The organism is Algirhabdus cladophorae (assembly GCF_044772865.1).
GTDB classification, from domain to species: Bacteria; Pseudomonadota; Alphaproteobacteria; order Rhodobacterales; family Rhodobacteraceae; genus Algirhabdus; species Algirhabdus cladophorae.
The window spans coordinates 2501478-2523948 of sequence record NZ_CP173029.1 but is presented as its reverse complement, the minus strand read 5'-3'; the positions used below and the strand labels follow the sequence as shown (position 1 = coordinate 2523948).

Annotated in this window: 23 protein-coding genes; 17 read left to right on the top strand and 6 right to left on the bottom strand. The window is 54.2% G+C overall.

Going from position 1 to position 22471, the window contains the following annotated elements; translation table 11 throughout:
- The first annotated feature begins 8 nt into the window (after positions 1-8).
- From ACIRQ6_RS12065 to ACIRQ6_RS12055, 3 genes are all read left to right on the top strand, one after another.
- Positions 9-758, top strand: a complete 750-nt coding sequence (locus ACIRQ6_RS12065) for an alpha/beta hydrolase (protein WP_420860847.1) — start codon at positions 9-11, stop codon at positions 756-758.
- A 70-nt stretch (positions 759-828) separates the two neighbouring features.
- A complete protein-coding gene (locus ACIRQ6_RS12060) occupies positions 829-2178 on the top strand; it encodes an MFS transporter (protein ID WP_420860845.1) in 1350 nt (449 codons plus the stop codon).
- A complete protein-coding gene (locus ACIRQ6_RS12055) occupies positions 2171-3049 on the top strand; it encodes an alpha/beta hydrolase (protein ID WP_420860844.1) in 879 nt (292 codons plus the stop codon). The genes ACIRQ6_RS12060 and ACIRQ6_RS12055 overlap by 8 nt, the downstream gene beginning before the upstream one ends.
- Here the strand turns inward: ACIRQ6_RS12055 and ACIRQ6_RS12050 are convergent.
- Entirely contained in the window at positions 3009-3839 is an 831-nt protein-coding gene (locus ACIRQ6_RS12050; RefSeq protein WP_420860843.1) for a DUF1194 domain-containing protein, read from the bottom strand. The two genes, ACIRQ6_RS12055 and ACIRQ6_RS12050, sit on opposite strands and share 41 nt — an antisense overlap.
- 85 nt (positions 3840-3924) lie before the next feature.
- On the opposite strand from ACIRQ6_RS12050, the gene hisD reads away from it, so the two are divergent.
- Genes hisD through ACIRQ6_RS12010 form a run of 8 tightly spaced genes read left to right on the top strand, consistent with a single transcriptional unit; the run spans position 3925 to position 11493 of the window.
- A complete protein-coding gene (gene hisD / locus ACIRQ6_RS12045) occupies positions 3925-5250 on the top strand; it encodes a histidinol dehydrogenase (RefSeq protein ID WP_420863905.1) in 1326 nt (441 codons plus the stop codon).
- Between the two features lie 39 nt (positions 5251-5289).
- Positions 5290-6270, top strand: coding sequence for an ester cyclase (locus ACIRQ6_RS12040; protein WP_420860841.1), 981 nt, complete (start codon positions 5290-5292; stop codon positions 6268-6270).
- Positions 6271-6280: 10 nt separating this feature from the next.
- Complete coding sequence (locus ACIRQ6_RS12035) at positions 6281-6889, top strand: hypothetical protein (protein WP_420860840.1); 609 nt, start codon at positions 6281-6283, stop codon at positions 6887-6889.
- Entirely contained in the window at positions 6886-7641 is a 756-nt protein-coding gene (locus ACIRQ6_RS12030) for an SDR family NAD(P)-dependent oxidoreductase (RefSeq protein ID WP_420860839.1), read from the top strand. Before ACIRQ6_RS12035 ends, ACIRQ6_RS12030 begins: the two co-directional genes overlap by 4 nt.
- Complete coding sequence (locus tag ACIRQ6_RS12025; RefSeq protein WP_420860838.1) at positions 7638-8648, top strand: LacI family DNA-binding transcriptional regulator; 1011 nt, start codon at positions 7638-7640, stop codon at positions 8646-8648. Before ACIRQ6_RS12030 ends, ACIRQ6_RS12025 begins: the two co-directional genes overlap by 4 nt.
- Positions 8649-9602 carry an ester cyclase gene (locus ACIRQ6_RS12020; protein ID WP_420860837.1) on the top strand — a complete coding sequence of 318 codons (954 nt, stop codon included), beginning with the start codon at positions 8649-8651 and terminating at the stop codon, positions 9600-9602.
- Between the two features lie 60 nt (positions 9603-9662).
- A complete protein-coding gene (locus ACIRQ6_RS12015; RefSeq protein WP_420860836.1) occupies positions 9663-10781 on the top strand; it encodes a cobalamin-independent methionine synthase II family protein in 1119 nt (372 codons plus the stop codon).
- A 1-nt stretch (position 10782) separates the two neighbouring features.
- Positions 10783-11493 carry an alpha/beta fold hydrolase gene (locus ACIRQ6_RS12010; RefSeq protein ID WP_420860834.1) on the top strand — a complete coding sequence of 237 codons (711 nt, stop codon included), beginning with the start codon at positions 10783-10785 and terminating at the stop codon, positions 11491-11493.
- A 2-nt stretch (positions 11494-11495) separates the two neighbouring features.
- Here the strand turns inward: ACIRQ6_RS12010 and ACIRQ6_RS12005 are convergent, their stop codons facing one another.
- On the bottom strand, positions 11496-12089 hold the full coding sequence (locus tag ACIRQ6_RS12005) for a LysE family translocator (RefSeq protein ID WP_420860833.1): 594 nt from the start codon (positions 12087-12089) through the stop codon (positions 11496-11498).
- A 72-nt stretch (positions 12090-12161) separates the two neighbouring features.
- On the opposite strand from ACIRQ6_RS12005, the gene ACIRQ6_RS12000 reads away from it, so the two are divergent.
- Complete coding sequence (locus tag ACIRQ6_RS12000) at positions 12162-12614, top strand: Lrp/AsnC family transcriptional regulator (protein WP_420860832.1); 453 nt, start codon at positions 12162-12164, stop codon at positions 12612-12614.
- A 51-nt stretch (positions 12615-12665) separates the two neighbouring features.
- Positions 12666-13262 carry a GNAT family N-acetyltransferase gene (locus ACIRQ6_RS11995; RefSeq protein ID WP_420860831.1) on the top strand — a complete coding sequence of 199 codons (597 nt, stop codon included), beginning with the start codon at positions 12666-12668 and terminating at the stop codon, positions 13260-13262.
- Here the strand turns inward: ACIRQ6_RS11995 and phaZ are convergent.
- Entirely contained in the window at positions 13259-14545 is a 1287-nt protein-coding gene (gene phaZ, locus ACIRQ6_RS11990; RefSeq protein ID WP_420860830.1) for a polyhydroxyalkanoate depolymerase, read from the bottom strand. The two genes, ACIRQ6_RS11995 and phaZ, sit on opposite strands and share 4 nt — an antisense overlap.
- A gap of 101 nt (positions 14546-14646) precedes the next feature.
- Between phaZ and ACIRQ6_RS11985 the strand changes: the two genes are divergently transcribed.
- The 3 genes from ACIRQ6_RS11985 to phaR all read left to right on the top strand — a co-directional run bounded on the left by ACIRQ6_RS11985 (position 14647) and on the right by phaR (position 17782).
- Positions 14647-16467 (top strand): PHA/PHB synthase family protein, encoded by a 1821-nt coding sequence (locus ACIRQ6_RS11985; protein WP_420860829.1) that lies wholly within the window; start codon positions 14647-14649, stop codon positions 16465-16467.
- A gap of 139 nt (positions 16468-16606) precedes the next feature.
- Entirely contained in the window at positions 16607-17044 is a 438-nt protein-coding gene (locus tag ACIRQ6_RS11980; protein ID WP_420860828.1) for a phasin family protein, read from the top strand.
- Between the two features lie 192 nt (positions 17045-17236).
- Positions 17237-17782 (top strand): polyhydroxyalkanoate synthesis repressor PhaR, encoded by a 546-nt coding sequence (gene phaR, locus ACIRQ6_RS11975; RefSeq protein ID WP_420860826.1) that lies wholly within the window; start codon positions 17237-17239, stop codon positions 17780-17782.
- Here the strand turns inward: phaR and ACIRQ6_RS11970 are convergent.
- Together ACIRQ6_RS11970 and ACIRQ6_RS11965 are read right to left on the bottom strand one after the other, a co-directional pair.
- On the bottom strand, positions 17772-18698 hold the full coding sequence (locus ACIRQ6_RS11970) for a DMT family transporter (protein WP_420860824.1): 927 nt from the start codon (positions 18696-18698) through the stop codon (positions 17772-17774). The two genes, phaR and ACIRQ6_RS11970, sit on opposite strands and share 11 nt — an antisense overlap.
- 74 nt (positions 18699-18772) lie before the next feature.
- Entirely contained in the window at positions 18773-20140 is a 1368-nt protein-coding gene (locus tag ACIRQ6_RS11965; protein ID WP_420860823.1) for an aminotransferase, read from the bottom strand.
- Between the two features lie 121 nt (positions 20141-20261).
- On the opposite strand from ACIRQ6_RS11965, the gene ACIRQ6_RS11960 reads away from it, so the two are divergent.
- A complete protein-coding gene (locus tag ACIRQ6_RS11960; RefSeq protein WP_420860821.1) occupies positions 20262-21227 on the top strand; it encodes a LysR family transcriptional regulator in 966 nt (321 codons plus the stop codon).
- Here ACIRQ6_RS11960 and ACIRQ6_RS11955 read toward each other — a convergent pair.
- Positions 21224-22411, bottom strand: a complete 1188-nt coding sequence (locus ACIRQ6_RS11955; protein WP_420860820.1) for a DegT/DnrJ/EryC1/StrS family aminotransferase — start codon at positions 22409-22411, stop codon at positions 21224-21226. The genes ACIRQ6_RS11960 and ACIRQ6_RS11955 overlap by 4 nt on opposite strands.
- Positions 22412-22471 lie beyond the last annotated feature (60 nt).

The window sequence follows — 22471 nt, the reverse complement described above, 5'->3', positions numbered from 1 at the left end:
AGGGCTCTATGACCACACCATCCTACTTGGACACCCCGCAGGGGCGGCGAATCGCATATCATTCCGTGGCCGGTGTTGGCCCGGGGGTGGTGTTTTTGGGTGGCTTTATGTCGGACATGGAAGGCACCAAGGCAGTACATCTCGAGCAGGTCTGCCGCGCGGCTGGCCGTGCGTTTTTGCGATTTGACTATTCAGGCCACGGGCAATCCTCAGAACGGTTCGAGGATGGTTGCATCGGGGATTGGGCGGCAGACGCACTGGCGGCTATCAACGCTTTGACAGATGGGCCGCAAATCCTTGTGGGCTCCAGCATGGGCGGTTGGATTTCGCTGCTTGCTTGCAAGGCCATACCTGAACGTGTGGCGGGTCTGTTGACTATCGCGGCTGCCCCGGATTTCACCGAAGACAGCATGTGGGCCAGCTTCGACGAGGCGCAAAGGGTCCAAATCATGGCGGACGGCGCAATTAAAATCCCATCCGATTACGACGATCCCTACACGATCACCCGCAAATTGATCGAAGATGGGCGCGACCAATTGGTTTTGCGCACGCCGCTGGACCTGCCGTTTCCGGTGCGGTTCTTGCAGGGCACGCATGATGCGGATGTGGATCAATCTGTGGCGATCCGTCTGCTCAACCACGCCACGGGCCCTGATATGCGCCTTGTGATGCTCAAAGACGGGGATCACCGGTTCTCGGATCCTGCTGCTTTGCAACTGATTGAAGATGCTCTGACAAATATCCTTCAGCAGCTTTGACGCGGCGTTTCGTTAGGGGCGCGGGCGCCCTTGTGCTTTGGTCGCGCAACATGTTCGGGGAGGGACACTGATGGCGCTATCGATAGGGCAAAAGGCTGGCTGGGGGTTGGCCGACATGGGCGTGGTCGTCTTTGTGGTGGTCAAACAATTGCTGATTTTGGCGTTTATGACCAACTACCTTGGTGTGCCAATCCAATTGGCGGGGGCTGTCACCACAGGCGTGTTGATCTTCGACATTATCACTGATCCTTTGGTCGGCTACTTGTCTGATCGAACAAACAGCCGCTTTGGCAGGCGTGCGCCGTGGATGTTTGTGGGGGCGTTGGTTTTGGTCGCTGGGATGATTGGCGTCTTTGCCGTGCCAGAAAGCCTTGCCCTGCCTGCAACTTTGGCTTGGGTTGTTGGATTTTTCGTCATGGCCACGGTTGGTTTTACCATGGTCGCCATTCCCTATGGCGCTATGGCGGGGGAAATCACCCAAGATCCGCGCGAACGATCCGGCCTTGTGGCATGGCGCATGGGTTTTGCCAGTATCGGTATCCTGTTGGGTGGCGCGGTGATCCCTGTTCTGGCGGGCGATACCCGAGCGGGCCAAATGATGGCTGTGGTCATGGTCGCCCCGTTGATTGTCGGGGCAATTTGGCTGTCGATCTTTGCCACACGCAACGCGCCAAAGATCATGCTGCCCAGTTCGGTCTCGCCCATGACCATGATGAAACACGTGTTTTCCAACGGGCCCTTTGTGGTTTTGACGATACTTTATGGGGTGATGACTATGGCTATTGCCATGATCACCGCGGGCCTTCCGTTCGCAGCACTTTATCTGATCTTGGACAGTGGCACGACAATGCTGTCGGGCATGGCCTCTGGACTAGGGGTTTTGTCGACAATGTTTGCAGCCTTTGTTGTGGGGGCTATCCTAAGCCAAGCCATCTGGGTCTTGCTGTCCGCACGCATGGGCAAACAAGGGGCGCTGATCCTTGGGTTAATGGCGTATATCGGACTGCTTTATTGGCTCTATCTGGCCCTGCCATCGGTCAATGTCACTGCGATTGCAGGGATGTTTCTGCTGGCAGGCATGGCCAACGGATCCTACCAGCAAATTCCATGGGCGATGTATCCTGACCTCATGGATGTAACCCGCGCCCAAACAGGCGAAGCCATTGAGGGCGCGTTTTCCGCCGTATGGCTCTTTGGTCAAAAGGCCGCAAATGCTGTGGCCCCGTTTATCCTGTCGCTGATCCTTGGCGCCTATGGCTGGCAGGAAACCACTCAAGGCAGCATCCCGCAAACAGACGAAGCGCTGGGCGCTTTGCAGGTGTCGATCACATTGGTGCCTGCCGTTGTCTTAGGGCTTTCGATTTTGGGTCTAATCCTGTTTTATGGACCAAAGGCCAAACGAATGCTGACACATGCTTGACCCCAAGACCCTTGATGCCGATCTTGCCGCCGCCGAGGCCGCGGTGCCAAATCTCAAACAGGGTGCCGAGAAACAGATCATCTGGGCGGGCAAAGCTGGCGATGTGACAGACCTTGCCATCGTCTATGTCCACGGGTTTTCCGCGACAAAACACGAGATACGGCCCGTCCCCGATACTGTGGCCAAGACCCTTGGGGCCAATCTATACTACGCCCGATTGGCGGGTCATGGTTGCGATGGTGCGGCTATGGGCGAGCCTGCTTGGACAGACTGGCTGGCGGACACGATGCAAGCGCTGGACATCGGCCGGGCCATTGGCCGTCAGGTGATCGTTGTCTCCTGTTCGACGGGCTGCCCGTTGGTTACGCTGGCCCTAGGCAAGCCCGATATGACCCAGCAGATTGTCGGAAATGTTTTGGTCTCTCCCAATTTTGGTATGGCCAGCAAGCTGCTGAACTTGGTCCTCGGACTGCCGCTGGCACGACGCTGGTTGCCCGCATTGGCAGGGCGCGAGCGCGGTTTTGAGCCGATTTCGGAGGCCCACGCAAAATGGTGGACCACGCGTTATCCATCCACGGCGGTCTTTACGATGATGGACACAGTGCATGCGGCTTGGCGGCAAGATTGCAGTGGGTTGCGCATTCCCACCTTGGTTCAAGCCTGTGCCGACGACAGCGTGGTATCATGGAGCGAGACCCAGCGTTTTATGAAAGGCTGGGGCGGTCCTGTGTCCACCGATTTGTTCGTCATGGGCCCCGGGGATGACAAAAACGGCCACGTAATTGCCGGTGATATCTTTTCCAAAGGCCAAACGGACGCGGCCGTGCAGTCTATTCTGGACTGGTGGCAGAAGTTTCATATCGCGGGCTAAGCGTCGCCAGCGCGGGCTGCCGCAAAGATCCAAGCAAAGGCAGGGCCATTTCGCGCGCCAGCTTTTGTCGCATCGCACGTTCAAAATCAGTGTATCCCTCGGCCAATTCGACGAATGCGCCGGGCCCGTGAATAACGTTGCTTTGAAAGTAAAACCGCAACTCTTCTTGCTTGCGAATGGTTTTGGCCGGATCGGACGTGTTTCGTGGGTTCTTGCTGACCACCAGCCCATTTACAGTGACATCTTTAAAGCGCCCCGTTTCTGTCACGCGCTTGGGCTGGGGGCCGATATTGCTACGTCCATCGCCTGAAACATCGATGGTATGGCGCCAACAGTTAGGGCGCTGGGCCAGCAACTGACCGCCATATTGCAGCGCCGTACCCATTGCTGTGCGAAGCCCTGCACGAATTTTGCGGTGGCTGCGAATTCGCATGATCGCCAAATCAAGGGCAGTGTCACTGGTCAGCTCAATCCAAGGCTGGATCAGATATTGGTGGTTGCGCGAACTCCATTCAAATACCGCCAAAGCCACAGGGCGGTCTGGGGTGGATAAAATCAGCTGTCGGATTTCGGGCGCATCAAGTGCATTGGCAAGGCCCTCTATCTGCAATCGGTACTCTGACGGATCGACAGATCCGGACACATCCAATGCCAATACCAACGCTTGCCGGCACGCCTGTGCGTTGCTTGGAAAAAACCCAAAGACATAGATCAAAATCAGCCATCGCAACACGCCCATGTTTGCGAGGATGTCAGACTGGCTGGGCTTGCGCAAATCCTCAGGTATCACGATTTTTGCAAACGTATGCAAAAAACTCTTGAGAACTGATCCCAACCCGTTACTTTATGCAGCAGACTTTATCGGAGGGACGACGATGGCGGAATTTCTAAAGCGCGGGAAACCAGCGGCTGAACGGGCAGAAGATGATGCAAAGGTACGTGCCTCTGTCGAAGCCATTCTGTCCGATATCGAGACACGCGGTGATGCAGCTGTCCGCGACTTGTCAGAGAAATTTGATAATTATTCGCCCGCCGCTTTCAAACTGTCGCAAGCCGAAATCGATGATCTGATTGGGCAGCTGACGGATCGTGAGCTTGCGGATATTAAATTCGCACAGGAACAAGTTCGCAATTTCGCCCAAGCCCAACGGGATTCGATGTTGGATATCGAAGTGGAAACCATGCCTGGCGTGATCCTGGGGCATAAGAATATCCCAGTGCAATCCGTGGGGTGTTACGTCCCGGGCGGTAAATTCCCCATGGTGGCTTCTGCTCATATGTCTGTGGCCACGGCCAGCGTTGCCAAGGTGCCGCGTATCATTGCCTGCACGCCGCCGTTTAATGGCAAACCCAATGCGGCAGTGATTGCGGCCATGCATCTGGGCGGGGCCCATGAGATTTACGTCATGGGCGGTATTCAGGCCGTGGGTGCCATGGCGATTGGCACCGAAACCGTGGATCCGGTGCACATGATCGTAGGACCGGGCAATGCCTTTGTGGCCGAAGCCAAGCGCCAGTTGTTTGGGCGCGTGGGCATTGACCTTTTTGCCGGCCCAACAGAAACAATGGTCATCGCTGACGAGACAGTCGACGGGGAAATCTGCGCGACTGACCTTCTGGGCCAAGCCGAACATGGATACAACAGTCCGTGCGTTTTGGTCACTCATTCGCGCAAGCTGGCCGAGGACACGTTGGCCGAGATTGACCGGATTTTGGAAATATTGCCCACAGCGGACACTGCAAAAGTGTCTTGGGAAGACTACGGCGAAGTGATCCTGTGCGAAGATCACGCCGAGATGCTAGCGGTCGCAGATGAGATCGCGTCGGAACATGTTCAGGTGATGACGGACCGTGACGATTGGTATCTGGAGAACATGACGTGCTACGGCGCTTTGTTCTTGGGAGCGCGGACCAATGTGGCCAATGGGGACAAGGTGATCGGCACAAACCATACCCTGCCCACCAAAAAGGCTGGCCGGTATACTGGTGGTCTTTGGGTCGGTAAGTTCTTGAAAACCCATAGCTATCAAAAGGTCACCACTGACGAGGCTGCGACTTTGATCGGTGAATATGGGTCACGCCTATGTATGCTTGAAGGCTTTGTTGGTCACGCAGAACAATGCAACGTGCGTGTGCGGCGCTACGGCGGAATAAATGTGCCCTATGGCGAAGGGGCCGCTTACCGTGATGCGGCAGAATAAGTTGTTGGGACGGATGAGTATTTTTAGAAAAAAGAAATCATGACCCTGTCCGTCACAGCACCGTTTTCCCGGGCATTATATGACGTAGGCCCCACTAGCGCTGCGGATGTGGCGGCTGTATTTGAGCCGGACGCTGTTGTTCGCTTGGGTCATCCCTTGGGCGATATGGTTGGGGGTGAGGCCCTGTGGGCGCAGGCTTACGCCCCGTTGATCGAAGCCGTGCCGGATATAGAGCGCCGCGTCTCGATACAGATTTGCGGGCAGGATGAAGACGGCGCCACGTGGGTTGGTATGGCCGGGATTTATACTGGAACGCCGACACTACATTGGATGGATATCCCGCCAATGGGGCGCGTCATGCATATGCGGTACCACGAATTTTTCCGCATTGTTGACGGCAAAGTTGTCGAAATGCAGGGGATTTGGGACATTCCTGCTTGGATCAAGCAAGCTGGCGTTTGGCCCATGGGGCCGTCGTTGGGACAGGAATGGAATGTGCCTTGGCCTGCGACAAATGACGGTATAGGCCCCCACGATCCGGAACGAACAGAGGCCAGCCGTACCATCGTCATTGATATGTTGATGGATATGACCCGCCACCCCAGTCAGGGCGGGCCAGAGGTGATGAACCTTGAAAAATACTGGCACTCCAAGATGAATTGGTATGGTCCCGCCGGTATTGGCACCGCGCGGGGCATTGAACAGTTTCGGAAATTCCACCAAATTCCTTTTTTGTCTGCAATGCCTGATCGCGGTCAATATGAAGATGAGATCAAGCATCACTTCATGGCCGAAGGCGATTACGTGGGCGTCACGGGTTGGCCCAATATGATGCAGACAATCACTGGCAGTGGCTGGATGGGGATCGCGCCCTCCGGGACCAAAGTTGCCCTCAGATCGCTTGATTTTTGGCGGATCGAGAACGGTTTGATCCGTGAAAACTGGGTGTTGGTGGATCTTCTGGATCTCTACCGGCAGTTGGGCGTGGATGTGATGCATCGGATGCGGGAACTTGCGTAGGCCTGCCTCCATGTGGTCGCTCGAGACCTTGGGGCGTGTGCAGTTGTCGCGGACATTTTTTATGCGCGATTTTCTGTATTCTGAGATTGGTAATTTTCATCAGATCCAAAATATTCCCAACAATCCCGATCTGGCCATAGAACGGGGCCGTCCGCTGTGTGAGACTCTCCTAGAGCCGATGCAGGACACATTCGGTCGCTTGGCGGTGCGCTCGGGCTATCGGTCTGCAGACTTGAACGGTTTTGGCAATGCAAATAAGCTAAACTGTGCCGCCAATGATAACCCTTTGGAATGCCACATCTGGGATCATCCGAAGTTTTCGGTTGCAGGGGCCAGCATCGTTGTGCCGTGGTTTGCCGAGCGCTATGCAAAAGGGCGCGATTGGCGTGACTTGGCGTGGTGGATCCACGATCATCTGCCCTATTCAGATCTGTGGTTTTTTCCGAAACTCTGTGCTTTTAATATTGCGTGGCGTCCTGCACTGGCGCGGACAATTTCCAGTTACATCGCCCCCAAAGGCAAGTTGCTTGCGGCTGGTGCGGAGCCCGGTGAAACGCTACAACAGCGGCAAGAACGCTATGCCGATTTCCCACCCTTCAAAGGAATTCAAACCCCATGACATTGCCCAAAACACCTAGCCTTCGACTGGATGGAAAACGCGCCTTTGTGCCGGGCGGATCGCGTGGAATTGGTCTAGGATGCGCAGTGGCTTTGGCAGAGGCTGGCGCAGAGGTTGTGATCGCCGCACGCTCAGCCGATCAAGTCGCCCAGGCTGCAACACAGATGACCGAGGCAGGCATGAGCGCCATTGGCGTCGCCTTGGACGTCACTGATTTGCCCAAGATGAAAGCCGTTATCGCCGAACATGGCCCTTTTGACATTTTGTGCAATTCAGCCGGTCTCGCCCGTCATTCCACGGCAATGGACGCAGATCCGGATGATTTCACCATGGTCACGGATATCAACCTGAAAGCGGCGTATTTCATGGCTGTTGAATGTGCCAAGGGCATGCAAAATGGTGGAAGCATCATCCAGATCAGCAGCCAGATGGGTCATGTGGGCGGGCAGGAACGGTCAGTATATTGTGCCACAAAACATGGGGTGGAAGGCATGACCAAAGCAATGGCCATCGAATGGGGTCCGCGCAACATTCGGGTCAATACGGTCTGTCCCACGTTCATCAAAACCCCGCTCACGGCGTCGACATTTGCAGACCCTGAAAAGGTGAAATGGATCGAAGGCAAGATCAAACTGGACCGCATTGGCGAGGTTGAGGACATCATGGGCCCCGTTCTTTTTCTGGCCTCTGATGCCTCGGCACTGGTCACAGGCACGTCGCTGCTGGTTGATGGCGGCTGGACTGCGGGATGAATCGCAAGGTCACATCTTTGGATGTGGCGGCCCGCGCGGGCGTCAGTCAATCGGCGGTCAGTCGGGTGTTTTCTGGCGCATCTGCCAGCCAGCGCACTGTTGATGCCGTGCGCGAGGCAGCGGACCACCTAGGCTACCGGCCCAATGTTGTGGCGCGGTCTTTGATCACGGGTCGCTCCAAGATTATCGGGCTGGTCGTGGCCTATCTGGACAACGCCTTTTATCCCGACGCGCTTGAGAGGTTCTCGAACGAATTACAGGCCCAAGGGTACCACATCCTAATCTTTATGGCTCATGGGACAACCTCTGATATCGACCGGGTTGTGGCTGACCTGTTGGACCATCAGGTTGACGGGATTATTGCAGCCAGCGTCGGACTTTCTGATGCGCTGACCGACCGTTGCCGGGGCCTGAACATCCCTGTGGTTTTGTTCAACCGTGGAGATGCGGATCCCAGTTTACCGCAAGTGACCTCGGCCAATTTCGCCGGAGGGCAAAAGGTGGCCAAGTATCTGGTTCAGGCCGGTTACCAACGCATCGCGCATATTTCTGGCTGGTCTGGATCCAAAACCGGTCAGGATCGCGCAGAGGGGTTCGCTGATGGACTGGTCAAGGCCGGATCGCAGTTGATCGCGCAAGTTGACGGCATGTACAAACGCGAAGTTGCTGCGGCGGCTGCACAGGACTTGGTTCAAACTTACGCAGTGGATGCGATTTTTGTTGGCAATGATCACATGGCCTTTGCAGTGCTGGATCATTTGCGGTTTGAAATGGGGCTATCGGTCCCAGATGACGTGGCCATTGTAGGCTATGATGATGTGCCAATGGCGGCGTGGTCTGCCTTTGATTTGACAACAGTGCGACAGCCGTCAGGGCGAATGGTGCAAGCTACGGTTTATATGTTGCTGGCCCTGATCGAGGGTGAGGAAAACCTCGCACCCAAACATGAAATTGATGGCGAATTGATCATCCGGGGCTCAACCCGAGCCCTGGAACAGGAGGCGTAAATGCAAGGCTTTAGCAATAAATTCAAAGACTTCCCTGACTACATCCTCGGGATCACCAAAGAGATTTGGGAGGATCGCGGCCTTGGCCCGTCAATGAAAGACTACTACCACCCCGATTGCGTTATTCGTGTGCCAGGGGGAATATCCCAAGGCGAGGCGGGCATGACCCAAGCCACCATGGAAACACTGAACGAATTTCCCGATCGCACGCTTTTGGGCGAGGATGTGATTTGGTCGGGCACGCCCGAGGACGGCATGTTGTCCTCACACCGAATCCTATCTACAGCAACCCATTTGGGCGATGGCTATTTTGGCCCTGCCACCGGGCGTAAGGTACAAATCCGGGCGCTGGCTGATTGCTATGCCAAGGACAACATGATTTCGGACGAATGGCTGATCCGGGACAACGGCGCGCTGATCAAACAACTGGGCTTTGATATGATGGAGTGGTGCCGTGCCAAGGTTGAAGCGGGGCAAAAGCCGTTTACGCCGGCCTTGGATTACGATGGACCCTATTTGGGGCGCGGCAATGATAATAAATGGGGCAGCAAGCTGGAAAGCGTTCTGCAGGGTATCATGGCCGCCGATTTTGCCTCGATCCCCAAGGAATTCGACCGCGCGTCGCATAATGAATTTCCCGGTGGGATCACAGGCCACGGCCACGATCCGCTGGACCGGTTTTGGATGCGCCTGCGCGCTGCTTTTCCTTCCGCCGAATTCAAGACCCATCACGTGATCGGGCGCGAGGATCCGATGATGCCTCCGCGTGCAGCGGTACGGTGGTCACTCACTGGAAATCACGATGGATGGGGGGCGTTTGGAACGCCGACCGGTGCGCCTGTGCACGTCATGGGCAACACCCATGTCGAGTTTGGCCCGTGGGGGATGAGGCGCAGTTATACCTTGTTTGATGAAACTGCCGTTTGGATGCAGATAATTGCCCACACGGGCTGACAAGCTGTTGTAGAAGCGTGTTGTTTTAGCCAAAGTGGCGCCAACACAGGGAGCAAAATCATGGTTAAAACAACGCACGTCGGTAGTCTTCCGCGCACGCAAAAAGTCGTCGATTTCATTTTTGCCCGCGAAAACGGCAAGGCCTATGATCAAGCCGCGTTTGATGCGGCGATGACTGAGGCTTGTTCGGAAACCGTGCGCCGCCAAGTGGCCGCAGGCGTTGATATTGTCAGTGACGGTGAGACCAGCAAAATCAGCTACGCCACCTATGTCAAAGATCGCTACACGGGCTTTGACGGCGACAGCCCGCGCAATGCGCCGGGGGATCTCAAGCTATTCCCGACCTTCCTTGAACGCTTGGCCGATGATGGCGGAACGCCGCAATACGCGCGTCCGATGTGTGTCGGTCCGGTAAAATCCAAGGGGCAAGGCGAGTTGGAAAAAGACATCGCCAACCTCAAGGCAGGCATGGACGAACATGGGGCCAGTCAGGGCTTTATGAATGCCGCATCACCTGGGGTTATCTCGCTGTTTTTGCAAAACGATTTCTACGCCACGCGCGAGGAATATCTGGCGGCTTTGGCCGATGCGATGCGCGAGGAATACCGCACTATTGTCGAAAGTGGTTTGCACCTTCAGCTTGATTGTCCAGACCTTGCTCTGTCGCGCCATATGCTGTTCCAAGATCTTAGTGATGACGAGTTTCTTAAGGTTGCCAATACCCATGTGGAGGCGCTCAACCACGCGCTGGACGGGATCGATCCGTCAAAAGTTCGGGTCCATATCTGCTGGGGCAACTATGAGGGTCCGCATGTCTGTGACATCGATATGGACAAAGTGTTTGGCACATTGATGAACACCGCAGCGGATTATCTGTTGTTTGAAACCTCAAACCCGCGTCATGCCCACGAATGGACGGTATTCCGCGACCGGGCTGCTGAAATCCCCGAGAGCAAAATCTTGGTCCCTGGCGTGGTCGACACAACAACCAACTTTGTGGAACATCCCGCGCTGGTTACCGAACGGGTGCAGAAATTTACCAATATCGTAGGACCAGATCGCGTTGTTGCCGGATCTGACTGCGGTTTTGGCACTTTCGCGGGCTTTGGCGCGGTTGATCCTGAAATTGCCTATGCCAAACTGACCTCGCTGTGTGACGGCGCAAAGGCCGCTCGCTAAGATGACTGAACCTGTCGTTTTCTTACCGGGGATGATGTGTGACGCGCGGCTTTTTGGCCCGCAAATCGCAGAATTGTCGTCTGAGCGATCCGTTATGGTCGCCCCCGTCTGTGTGGGTGACAGGATCGAGGAAATTGCCTCGAATATTCTAACCTCGACGCCGCAAAAATTTGCATTGGCTGGACTGAGTATGGGCGGCATCGTTGCGATGGAGGTTTTGCGCCGCGCACCGGACCGGATCACGCGGATCGCCTTGATGGATACCAATTGCCTGTCTGAAACCCCGCAAGTGGCGGCAGCCCGCGAGCCACAGATTGTCCGGGTCAAAACGGGCCAATTGGCCGAAGTGATGCGCGAAGAGATGAAGCCGAACTATCTGGCCGATGGCCCCTATCGCGAGGCGGTGATGGATCTTGTCATGGAGATGGCGCTGACCCTTGGTCCAGATGTTTTTGTGCGCCAATCAAGGGCGCTGCAACGACGCAAAGATCAGCAACGCACCCTGCGCCAAATCAAAGTACCTACCTTGGTAATGTGTGGACGCCATGATCAACTCTGCCCAGTGAAACGCCACGAATTTATGGCCGAGTTTATCCCCCACGCCCAATTGCGCGTGATTGAATCAGCGGGTCACTTGCCCACTCTAGAGGCCCCAGAAGAAACCATGTTGGCATTGCGGGATTGGCTGGCCCAACCCTATGTTCTTCAGTGATATCAAATCCCTAAAAGCGGGTAGAGCGACAGTATCAGCAATGCGGCCATAGTGTAATTGAACGCTTTGAGGCGCCGATCATTGGTTAAAAACCGCCGCAACTGCTGCCCCATTACGGTCCAGATACTGACTGAAGGCAGGTTGATAATCCCAAACACCAAAGCAACCAATAAGATTGCCCGGAACGACTGATCCGGCGCATAAAGCGTGATTGCCGTCAGGGCCATCGTCCATGCTTTGGGGTTGACCCATTGGAACGCAGCGGCCTGCCAAAATGTGATGGGTTTGCCTGTATCCCCCACAGCCTGCGGGGCGGCGGCGTTGGCGATTTTATAGGCCAACCAGCCCAGATACAGCACTGAGACAACCTTTAGAATTGTGTGGCTGATCGGGTAGAGGTCGAACACTTGGATCAGGCCCACGCCGACAAGCACAATCATCACGGTAAAGCCGATACCAACGCCCAGCATGTGCCGGATTGTTCGGGCAAACCCAAAGTTCGCGCCAGAGGCCATCAGCATTAGATTGTTCGGCCCGGGTGTGATGGAACTGACAAGGGCAAAGCCTGCAAGGGCAAGAAGGATATCGTAACTCATGACGCAACCTTGTGCGATTTTTGGCGCTGGATGGTTGCAAAGTTGCTCTAATTTCCACTATTAGCACAACTTATGACGGGCGAAGATGCGATAAATCTGAAAATATTGCGCGAGCTAACACGTGATGGGCGGATCAGTAATATTGATCTGGCGGACAAGGTTGGCCTTTCGCCCTCGGCTTGCTTGCGACGGGTTCAGGATTTGGAACGGCGTGGCGTGGTGAGTGGATACCGCGCTATCCTCAATCCTGCGGCTATGGGCATCGGGTTTGTGGCGTATATTACGGTGGGTCTGTCGGATCATTCGAAAAACAGCCAAGAAGCGTTTGAGAAATCCATCAGTCGTGCGCCAGAGGTGCGCGAATGCCATAATGTAACCGGGCAGCGTGAGTATATTTTGCGCGTCGAAGCCGCGGACTTGGCGGCCTACAAAGAGTTTCATACTGAAATTCTGGGGACGCTGCCGCAGGTCAACGCGATCACAACATTTGTTGTTATGGGGTCACCCAAGGATGATCGGGCTTGAACGCCTAGCGATTTAGGGGCAGCGTTCAGCGGCATTACAAAGGATTTTCCCATGTCTTATTGGCCCCCCGATTTCAACGCAACTGGCACGCATGTTTCTGTCCAAATGTTGCACATGGATCATAAATCTGACCTCGAAGACGCCGCAGCTGACGGCGAGTTAGATGAGTTGTGGTACACCAGTGTGCCCGAACCAGAGGGCATCGGCGCCGAGATTTCCCGCCGTTTGGCCGAACGCGAGGCCGGGCGCATGCTACCTTTTGCCATCATCGAACGCGCAAGCGGCAAAGCCGTTGGCATGACCACCTATATGAATATCGATGCGGCGAACAAACGCGTGGAAATAGGGTCAACCTGGTACCGCAAATCGGTGCAACGCGGCCCCTTGAACACGGAATGCAAATGGTTGCTGTTGAAGAACGCATTCGAGGGCCTTCATTGCAATGCTGTGGAATTTCGAACCCATTTCATCAACAGCCAAAGCCGGCGCGCGATTGAACGGCTGGGCGCAAAACAAGACGGGCTGTTGCGCAATCACATGATCATGCCTAATGGCACGCTGCGCGACACCGCCGTTTATTCAATCATCGCTGGCGAATGGCCCATGATTGATGCCCATCTGCGCTACCAGATGGAAAAACCGCGTTAAGCTGCAGAGTTTTTGTTGGCTGGTTTGGGCTTTTTGGCATTTGCTTTTGGCTTGGCCGAATTGGCATCGATAAAGTCTAGGACCAAGGGGCGGATGTTATTGCGCCAGCTTTTGCCTGCAAAAATACCGTAATGCCCCGCGCCGGGTTCTAAATGAGCTGCCTTTTTGCTGTCAGGCAGACCAGTCAACAGATCCAAAGCCGCTACACATTGCCCCGGTGCCGAGATATCGTCATTGGCGCCTTCGACAATTTTGACCGCAACTGTCGTGATCTTGGAAATATCCACGGGACGTCCGGCCACCGAGAACGTATTCAACGCAATTTCACGACGTTTGAAGATCCGTTCGACAGTGGACAGGTAGAATTCTGCCGTCATATCCATCACGGCCAGATATTCGTCGTAGAACGCATTATGCTTGTCGTGCTCACGGCCTTCACCCTTGGAGACGCGCATGATTTGATCGTTGAAGGCTTCTGCATGGGTGTTCATGTTCATCGAGATAAACGACGTCAGCTGCAGCAGGCCGGGATAGACCTTGCGACCCACGCCCGCATATTTATAGCCAACGCGCTGGATCATCGTCTCGTGCAGCACGCCCATTGTCATGGAATTACCAAAATCTGTGACATCAGTGGGTGCGGCTTCGGGATCGACGGGCCCACCGATCAGGGTCAGGCTTGCTGGTTGTGCTTTGGGGTCTTCTTCGGCCAGATAGGCCGTAGCCGCCAAGGCCAGTGGAACTGGTTGGCACACAGCCAATACATGAACGTCTGGTCCCAATTCCTTCATAAAATCAACAAGGTAGAGGGTGTAATCCTCAACATCAAACTTGCCTTCGGACACAGGAATATCCCGCGCATTGTGCCAATCCGTGATGTATAGTTCACAATCGGGCAGCAACGATAAAACAGTTTTGCGCAGCAAGGTCGCATAATGGCCAGACATCGGGGCCACCAGCAGAACCTTGCGCGGCTTGGTCTCGCGGCCGACTACGTTGAAATGCAGCAGGTCCCCAAAGGCACGTTCGACCACAGGTTTAATTTCAACGGCGTGATCTTTGCCATCTTCAAGACTGATAAACGGCAGGTTCCAGTCCGGTTTAACGATCATGCGGGCAAACGACCGTTCGGTCACTTCGCCCCATGCACGCAGCCAATCCATCGCCGGATTTGGAAAAACCGACATGGCAGGGTATGATCCCATGGCAAGGGCGGTTGCGCCCATCCATTGGTTCGTGTTTCGTATAGTCTCCGCCAGATCGTATGAGAACATGTACTTCATCGTTGCGGTCTCCTGACGGGCCCTGAGCCATTTCGTCGCTTTGACGGATCATTGGCCGGCACGTAAATGCTGCAACTGCAAAATAGGCCCAAGAGGTTAATATGACAACTCAAGAATCTGAGAAACCTCAGGACAAGGCCAAAGATACAACGCAATATTCGGAAAAAATGTCGCAAAACCTTGAGAAAATTGAGGCTTTGTCGCAACGATTAGTGTCAGCTTTGACTCACAAAAAACCTGTCAACACGGCGCTTGAAGGGCCCGGGCAGGACCTGATGATGAAGGCGTCAGCGGCCTATATGACCGAAATGATGCAGAATCCTGGTAAGTTGATCGAACAGCAGGTGGGGTACTGGGGTAAGGCGCTCAAGCATTATGTCGATGCACAGTCGGCTCTGACCAGCGGCAAGCTCACCGCGCCGCAGGACACAGGGCCCAAGGATCGCCGTTTTGCCAACCCGCTGTGGGACACGCATCCTTATTTCAACTTTATCAAACAGCAATACCTGTTGAATGCGCAAACCGTGCGCGAAAGCTTGGCTGGGATTGAGGCGCTTGAAGGTGAGGACCGCAAGCGGGTCGATTTCTTTGCCCAGCAAATCGTTGACATGATGGCGCCGACGAACTTTTTGGCGACAAACCCTGATGCCTTGGAAAAAGCGGTAGAAACCGAAGGGGCGTCGCTGGTTCAAGGCCTCGAGAACCTTGTGACGGATGTAGAAACCAACGCAGGCGATTTGTTGGTCACATTGGCCGACAAAGACGCGTTCGAAGTTGGGCGCAACATTGGCATGACCGAAGGCGCGGTGGTGTTTCGCAACCATATGTTCGAGTTGATCCAATATGCACCCACGACCAAAGAGGTGCATGAGATCCCTCTGGTCATCTTCCCGCCGTGGATCAACAAATTCTATATCCTTGATCTGAAGGAGAAGAATTCCCTAATCAAATGGGTTGTCGACCAGGGCTTCACTCTGTTCGTTGTGTCATGGGTCAATCCAGATGCCTCCTACGCCGATGTGGGTATGATTGACTATATCGAGCATGGTTTTGAACGGGCGTTCGAGGTGGTCAAAGAGATCACCAATCAACCAAAGGTAAACGCTGTGGGCTATTGCATTGCCGGCACCACCCTTAGCCTGACCTTGTCTAAGATGAAGCAAGCTGGCGAGGTACCTGTCAACGCGGCCACATTCTTTACCACTATGACCGATTTTTCGGATCGCGGCGAAGTTGGTGTTTTCTTGGACAATGATTTTGTTGATGGGATCGAGGCGCAAATCCAGCGAGACGGTGTGTTGGACAGCTATTTTATGTCGCGTACGTTTTCCTACCTGCGCTCGAACGATCTGATTTATACGCCCGCGATCAAATCCTACATGCTGGGCGAGGCACCGCCAGCCTTTGATCTACTTTATTGGAACGGCGATAGCACCAATTTGCCGGGCAAAATGGCTGTCGAATATCTGCGAGGTCTATGTCAGCAAGACCGTTTTGCCAGTGGTGAGGGGTTTGAAGTCTCGGGCCATGTTCTGCACCTATCCGAGGTCGATGTACCGCTTTGTGCGATTGCTTGTGAGACAGATCATATCGCCGCCGCTGCCTCCAGCTATCGCGGGGTCCAGAAGATGGGCAGCACCGACAAGACATTTATCCTTAGTCAGTCCGGTCACATTGCCGGGATTGTAAACCCGCCGAGCAAGAAAAAATACGGCCACTATATAAACACTGAGCTTAGTTTGGACTTTGAAGATTGGAAAGCGGGCGCGGATTTTGACCCTATTAGCTGGTGGCCACGGTGGAAAGATTGGCTGGAAAAACAATCAGGGGCTGTGATTCCCGCCCGAAAATTGGGCACAAAAAGCTACCCGATTTTGGAAAATGCGCCAGGAACATACGTAAAACCCCAAAAATCCGCTTAAAAACATTCGCTTACAAATTATGCTGCATCGCAGAATAAAACCTTGAAATGCTGCACTGCAGCACGTATATCATTTGCAAGCGCAGAGATTGGATGATCCGATTGGCTGCGACGCAACCAAATAATGTGGAGATCAACCAATGGCACAAGATTTTACAGCGATCATGAAAGACATGATGGGCGCATTCCCAGTAGACGCAGCTGCAATGCAGGACGCGTTCAAAACACAAGCAACTCTGTCGGAAAAAATGTCCGGCGTTGCTCTGACAGCAGCAGAAAAATCCGCTGAACTGTCCAGCAAATGGGCAAAAGACACATTGGCCAAAGCGGCTGATCTGACAAAAGTTAAAGCTGACCCTGCTGACTATAGCAAAGCCTACACAGACTTCGCGACATCCTCTGCCGAAGCCGCAGCCGAGCACATGGCCGCCTTCGCCGAGATCGCTAAGAAAGTGCAAATGGAGACAGTTGAACTGATGCTGGCTGCTGGCAAAGACATGCAAGAAGAAACAACAGCTGCCGTTAAAAAAGCAACGACAGAAGTTTCCGCTGCTGCGAAAAAAGCTGCGGCTAAGTAAGTCTTCGCCGGTGGGCGAAGCGACAAGACACTGAAACGCATCCTATTCCTCCCTGTTTCGGATGTGAGTGTTGGGCGGGCCTGTCAAAGGCTCGCCCTTTCTTTTTGTGCTGCAACGCAGTAGCATTTTCTGCACAGCATGAATCATGTCAAAAAAACATGTATTCAAATTTCATTGTGGGGAGCAATCAACGTGGCCAAAACAGAAGAAACTCTGCTTATTAAACGGTATGCGAGCCGCAGATTGTACAACACTGAAACCAGCGATTACGTCACATTAGAAGATATTGCGCGATTCATTCGTGAGGGGCGCGAGGTCCAAATCGTTGATCTCAAGTCCGGCGATGATCTGACCCGCCAGTATTTGTTGCAGATCATTGCAGAACACGAAAGCCGCGGCGAAAGCGTTTTGCCCGTTGGCGTGTTGAATGATTTGGTGCGCAGCTACACAACGCAGGCCACATCAGTGGTTCCCGAGTTTCTGGCCATGAGCTTTGATATATTGCGCGACGGTCAGTCCAAAATGATGGAAAACATGGGCGCAATCAATCCGATGACGAAAATGCCTGGATTTGAGGCCATGCAGGCCCAGCAAGAAGCATTCATGAAGGCAATGACTGGGGGCATAATGGGCGCAGGGGGACAATCTGCAAAACCCAGCGCCGATGCTGAGGCTGAAAACCTGTCGGACATCAAAAAACAATTGGCCGAGTTGCAGGAAAAACTATCTAGGATGTAGCCTTGGCGATCTGACGTTCGCGCCAGATTGTATACAGCCCTGACCCAAGGATCAGTCCGATCCCAGTAAGGGCCGGGCCCGTGGGCCATTGTTCAAAGATCAAAAAACCCCATAAAATAGACAGTGGCAGCGCTAAATACTCAAATGGTGCAATAAGGGCCGCTTCGCCCAGTCTATAGGCTTGGCTGATGAAATAGCCGCCGACCGAGGCAAAAACACCCAACATCGCAATGATCGGCACATCGATGCCGACCGGCCATTCCCACGCGCGCAGTAGGAAAGACATGGACGCTTGGTCGAATACATCAAATTTGCCATCGCCGATGGTCACACCAAGCAAAACGGTGAGGCAAATAAAAGTTACTTGAATATAGAAGGTCATATTCACAGCGTTTTCCGTGTCCCGCAGATGGCGGGTAAAGATGTGCAGGCCTGCATAGCCCGTGGCCCCGATCAGTGGCAGCAAAGACGCCAGTTGGAATGACGATGTGCCCGGTTGCAAAACGATCAGCACGCCAATCATGCCAATTGCAATGGCCATCCATCTGCGCGGGCCAACTGTTTCGCCCAAAAAGATCACTGAAAAAATCGAAATCAAGAAAGGCGAGACAAAGAAAATCGCAACTGCATCTGCCAAGGGCAGCGCCGCGAGGCCCAAAAAGAACGCCATGTTTGCAACGATCACGCAGATTGCGCGCAATATATGCAGGCCCAAGCGCCGCGTGCGCAGCAAATGCCAGCCGCCCGACAAAGGCGCCATCAAACCAACGACAATTACCAGACCTACGCAGGACCGCAGTAAGACCAGCTGATGCAGCGCATAGCCACCGGACAAAAACTTCATCATCACATCGTTCATTGAAAACAATGTAACAGCGATCAGGGCAAAAAGCGGTGCGAGGGTTGGGCGCGACATTGGGTGTTCTTCCCCATTAAGCCTTGCAGGCCGGTGGACGCAGATCAGGCTAGAAAACGACGCAAAGGTCGCAGCTAGGCAACTTCAGCGAAAACCTTTTTCAACGCCAGTTCCAGCTTTTCAAACATTTCGTCCATTTGCGGTTCCGTCATGATGAACGCGGGGCACAACACCACGGCTTGCCCAAGAGGCCTGCAAATCAGCCCGTGATCGGTGCAGGTATTGGCGATGCGCTCGGATACGGAAAGATCACCGGCAAAGGGGGTTTTTGTGGCTTTATCGGCCACGGCCTCCAAGGCCCCCATCAAGCCTTTGCCGCGTGCCTCGCCGATGTTTGGGTTTTCCAACAACCGCGCCATACCCGCCTCGAACTTCGGAGTGAGGGCGCGTACATTGTCGATCAAGCCTTCGTTCAGGATCACGTCGATAGCCTTCAACGCAACAGCACATCCTACGGGGTGGCCCGATGCAGTAAAGCCATGGGGGAATTCTTCTATGGCTTCGGAGGCGGCTTGCAACCGCGCGGTCAATTCCGGCCCAAGGATCACTGCACCCATTGGGAAATAGCCAGCGGTGAGGTTTTTGGAACTGATGATCGCGTCGGGTATGAAATCATAGGTTTCGCAACCCCAAACAGCGCCTGTGCGGCCAAAACCACAGATCACCTCGTCGGAAATCAGCGGGATGTTGTGCTTTTTCAAAACCTTATGGATCGCTTGGAAGTATCCTTTCGACGGTGGGATAACTCCGCCTGCGCCCATCACCGGTTCTGCAAAAAAGCCTGCGATTGTGTCTGCGCCTTCTGTCGCGATGACGTCCTCCAGTTCTTGGGCCATGCGGGCTGTGAACTGTTCTTCGGTTTCGCCGGGCAGCCCTTCGCGCCAAAAATGTGGACAGGTCAGATGGATAAATCCATCCAAAGGCAGGCCAAAGACAGAATTGTAAGGCTTGCCTGTCATGCTGGCCGACACGGCTGTGACCCCGTGGTAGGCGTTTTTGCGTGTGATGATCTTACGGCGCTGTGGCTGGCCTTCGGAGCCGGACAAAAACCACAACATTTTGACCATTGTGTCGTTCGCCTCGGACCCTGAGTTGGTGTAAAACACCTTGCCCGTGTCATAAGGCGAGACCTCGATCAGTTTCTCGGACAGCATAACGGTTTGATCTGACATGCGTCCAAAAAAGGCGTGGTAGCCGGGAAACCGGTCATACTGAGCCTTAGCCGCCTCGGCTAATCCGGGGTGATCAAAGCCTGCCACCATGTTCCATAGGCCAGAATTTGCGTCCAGATATTTGCGCCCGTGCACATCAAAAACATAAGGCCCCTCGCCGTGGGTCAAAACGACAGCACCGCGATCCTCAATCGTTGGAAGGTCGGTAAACCCGTAAAAGGAATGGGCATCTGCCCGGGCTTCCCAGCTGTTGGGGGCATCATCACGCATCTTAGGCTCCGTCTGGAAAATTGGCTAATGCCACGCTATCGCGCCCACAGGTTGGGATCAATCATCGTTGCGCAAGCTTTGGAAAACTCTTAGCGTGGCTCCATTCGAGAGGAGCCCCAAAATGAAGCAGTCCCAAGACAGATTTTCGCTTTGGGGGATCGAAGTTTTTGTGGCCACGGTCGAAGAGAAATCTATTTCTGCAGCCGCACGACGGTTGGACACCAGCCCTGCAACCGTCAGCCAGCAACTGACCAATTTGGAAAAATCAGTCGGGGCGATGCTGCTTAACCGCAATTCACGCCCAGTGACGGCGACACCAGCAGGCGAGATGTTTCGCAAACGCGCCCAATCCATTTTGAACGAGGCGTCCCTTGCGCGTACGGAACTGGCCCGCGCTGACTTTTCGGCCCTGACGCGGTTTCGCTTGGGCATGATCGAGGACTTTGATGCCGATGTAACGCCGGCACTTTTGGGACAATTGGCGCAATCCTTGCAGGAATGTCAGTTTTTGCTGGAAACCGGGGCCAGCCATCGCCTTGTTGATCTGTTGGATGCCCGCGCATTGGACGTGATTGTGGCTGCTGACATGGGGGCCGCTGCGGATTGGATGGAAATCCACCCTTTGTTGCAGGAACCTTTTGTGGCTGCAGTGCCGAAAGGGTCGATTGATGTGTCGGCTGATATATTTTCCCAACTCAAACCTAAGCCATTGATTCAATACACATCACGCCATCATATGGGGCAGCAAATTACTGCGCATTTGGCCCGTCAAAACCTCACACCGGCGCATCAATTTGAACTGGACAGTTACCACGCGATCATGGCGATGGTTGCCCGGGGGGCAGGGTGGAGCATTATCACACCGCTGGGATGGCTGCGGGCGCAGCGGTTCAAGGATCAGGTCGATCTGCTGCCACTGCCCTTTGCACCGCTGCACCGCACGATCTCGCTTACCGCGCGGCGCGATGTGCTTAAGGATATGCCTGAACAGGCAGCGCAATCACTGCGCCCACTGCTTCAGGAGATGATAGTGGGTCCGATGACCGAAAAAATGCCGTGGTTGCGCGACGAGCTTAAGCTGCTTTAGGCCACGCAGGACTGCTGAGGCTCCATTGTCTGGTGGATCGCGTCCATAATACTAGTCGCAACGAAGTCCAACTGGTCAGTTGTCAGTCTTGCAGGAAGCCGCACATCGCAGGCCCGCATCAACATTCGCCGCGTATTGGGCATATCAAGAATGGGCCCAAGGAAATGCCAATTCCAAAACGCCCGTGCGTTGTCTTGTGACATGCCAAAGACTTGGACCTTTACGCCCCGTTCGGCGCAGAGGTCTTGGAACGCCAATGTTTGCGCATCGCTTAGGTCGACCAAGTTGAACTGAATACTGTCTGGCGCGCGCGATTCCTGATCCAAAGCAGGTGGCACCGATATCCACGGGCTTTGCTCTAGCACGCCCGCTACATAATTGTGATTGCGCAGGCCATCGCGTACGCGGCGTGGAATCTCGGCCAATTGGGGGCGAATAATAGCTGCAGACAGGTTGTTAAGGCGCAGATTATACAGGGGCAAAGTGTTTTGTACCTTGGCAAAGCTGTCATGCAAGACGGGGTGTTTTTGCCAGTTATGTTCATAAGCACCGGACATAATAACTGCGGCGGCAATCAGATCAGGATCGTCGGTAATCATTATCCCGCCTTCGCCCGCGTTCAGCAACTTGTAGCTTTGAAAGCTAAAACATCCAATTTGGCCCAAGGTTCCGATGTTTCGGCCATTCCAAGTGGTTCCCAGTGAATGGGCGGCATCTTCGATCACGGGGATGCGGCGGGCTTTGCAGAGGGACAAAATTGCGTCCATGTCGCTGGTGTGCCCGCGCATGTGACTAATGATTACAGCGCTGATGTTTTGATCCAGCTTGGCCTCGAAATCCTCCAGATCGATCCGGTAGTTCATCCCGACTTCGCAAAGCACAGGTTTGCAATCTGCATGAACCACCGCCGAAGGCACGGCGGCAAAGGTGAAGGCAGGGATTAAAACCCGCGCGTCGCGAGGTAACTTGAGGGCTTTGAGCGATAGAAACAGCGCCGCTGAACAGGATGAAACAGCTAGCGCGTATTTTGCGCCCATGGTCTGGGCAAATTCTGCTTCCAACAGGGCAACGGGAGAGTTTTCTGAGGTGTAGCGGAATAAGTCGCCACTGCCGAGCATTTCGGTGATGGCGTCTAATGCTTGGGGGGGGATAGCTTCGGCGCCATAGACATCAGGTTTCGTCATTTCGGATTATCCTAATCTAATTTTACGATAATCTAAATCAAATGAATGTAACAGTCTAAT

Bases quoted from the DNA above. Each gene is read 5' to 3' on its own strand.
- phaZ (WP_420860830.1), bottom strand. From the start codon at position 14,545: ATGAAGTACATGTTCTCATACGATCTGGCGGAGACTATACGAAACACG.
- ACIRQ6_RS11965 (WP_420860823.1), bottom strand. From the start codon at position 20,140: ATGCGTGATGATGCCCCCAACAGCTGGGAAGCCCGGGCAGATGCCCAT.
- ACIRQ6_RS12030 (WP_420860839.1), top strand. From the start codon at position 6,886: ATGACATTGCCCAAAACACCTAGCCTTCGACTGGATGGAAAACGCGCC.
- ACIRQ6_RS11960 (WP_420860821.1), top strand. From the start codon at position 20,262: ATGAAGCAGTCCCAAGACAGATTTTCGCTTTGGGGGATCGAAGTTTTT.
- ACIRQ6_RS11985 (WP_420860829.1), top strand. From the start codon at position 14,647: ATGACAACTCAAGAATCTGAGAAACCTCAGGACAAGGCCAAAGATACA.
- ACIRQ6_RS12040 (WP_420860841.1), top strand. From the start codon at position 5,290: ATGACCCTGTCCGTCACAGCACCGTTTTCCCGGGCATTATATGACGTA.
- ACIRQ6_RS11955 (WP_420860820.1), bottom strand. From the start codon at position 22,411: ATGACGAAACCTGATGTCTATGGCGCCGAAGCTATCCCCCCCCAAGCA.
- ACIRQ6_RS12005 (WP_420860833.1), bottom strand. From the start codon at position 12,089: ATGAGTTACGATATCCTTCTTGCCCTTGCAGGCTTTGCCCTTGTCAGT.
- ACIRQ6_RS12015 (WP_420860836.1), top strand. From the start codon at position 9,663: ATGGTTAAAACAACGCACGTCGGTAGTCTTCCGCGCACGCAAAAAGTC.
- ACIRQ6_RS12010 (WP_420860834.1), top strand. From the start codon at position 10,783: ATGACTGAACCTGTCGTTTTCTTACCGGGGATGATGTGTGACGCGCGG.
- ACIRQ6_RS12065 (WP_420860847.1), top strand. From the start codon at position 9: ATGACCACACCATCCTACTTGGACACCCCGCAGGGGCGGCGAATCGCA.
- ACIRQ6_RS11970 (WP_420860824.1), bottom strand. From the start codon at position 18,698: ATGTCGCGCCCAACCCTCGCACCGCTTTTTGCCCTGATCGCTGTTACA.
- hisD (WP_420863905.1), top strand. From the start codon at position 3,925: ATGGCGGAATTTCTAAAGCGCGGGAAACCAGCGGCTGAACGGGCAGAA.
- ACIRQ6_RS12060 (WP_420860845.1), top strand. From the start codon at position 829: ATGGCGCTATCGATAGGGCAAAAGGCTGGCTGGGGGTTGGCCGACATG.
- ACIRQ6_RS11980 (WP_420860828.1), top strand. From the start codon at position 16,607: ATGGCACAAGATTTTACAGCGATCATGAAAGACATGATGGGCGCATTC.
- ACIRQ6_RS12020 (WP_420860837.1), top strand. From the start codon at position 8,649: ATGCAAGGCTTTAGCAATAAATTCAAAGACTTCCCTGACTACATCCTC.
- ACIRQ6_RS12035 (WP_420860840.1), top strand. From the start codon at position 6,281: ATGTGGTCGCTCGAGACCTTGGGGCGTGTGCAGTTGTCGCGGACATTT.
- ACIRQ6_RS11995 (WP_420860831.1), top strand. From the start codon at position 12,666: ATGTCTTATTGGCCCCCCGATTTCAACGCAACTGGCACGCATGTTTCT.
- ACIRQ6_RS12055 (WP_420860844.1), top strand. From the start codon at position 2,171: ATGCTTGACCCCAAGACCCTTGATGCCGATCTTGCCGCCGCCGAGGCC.
- ACIRQ6_RS12000 (WP_420860832.1), top strand. From the start codon at position 12,162: ATGACGGGCGAAGATGCGATAAATCTGAAAATATTGCGCGAGCTAACA.
- ACIRQ6_RS12025 (WP_420860838.1), top strand. From the start codon at position 7,638: ATGAATCGCAAGGTCACATCTTTGGATGTGGCGGCCCGCGCGGGCGTC.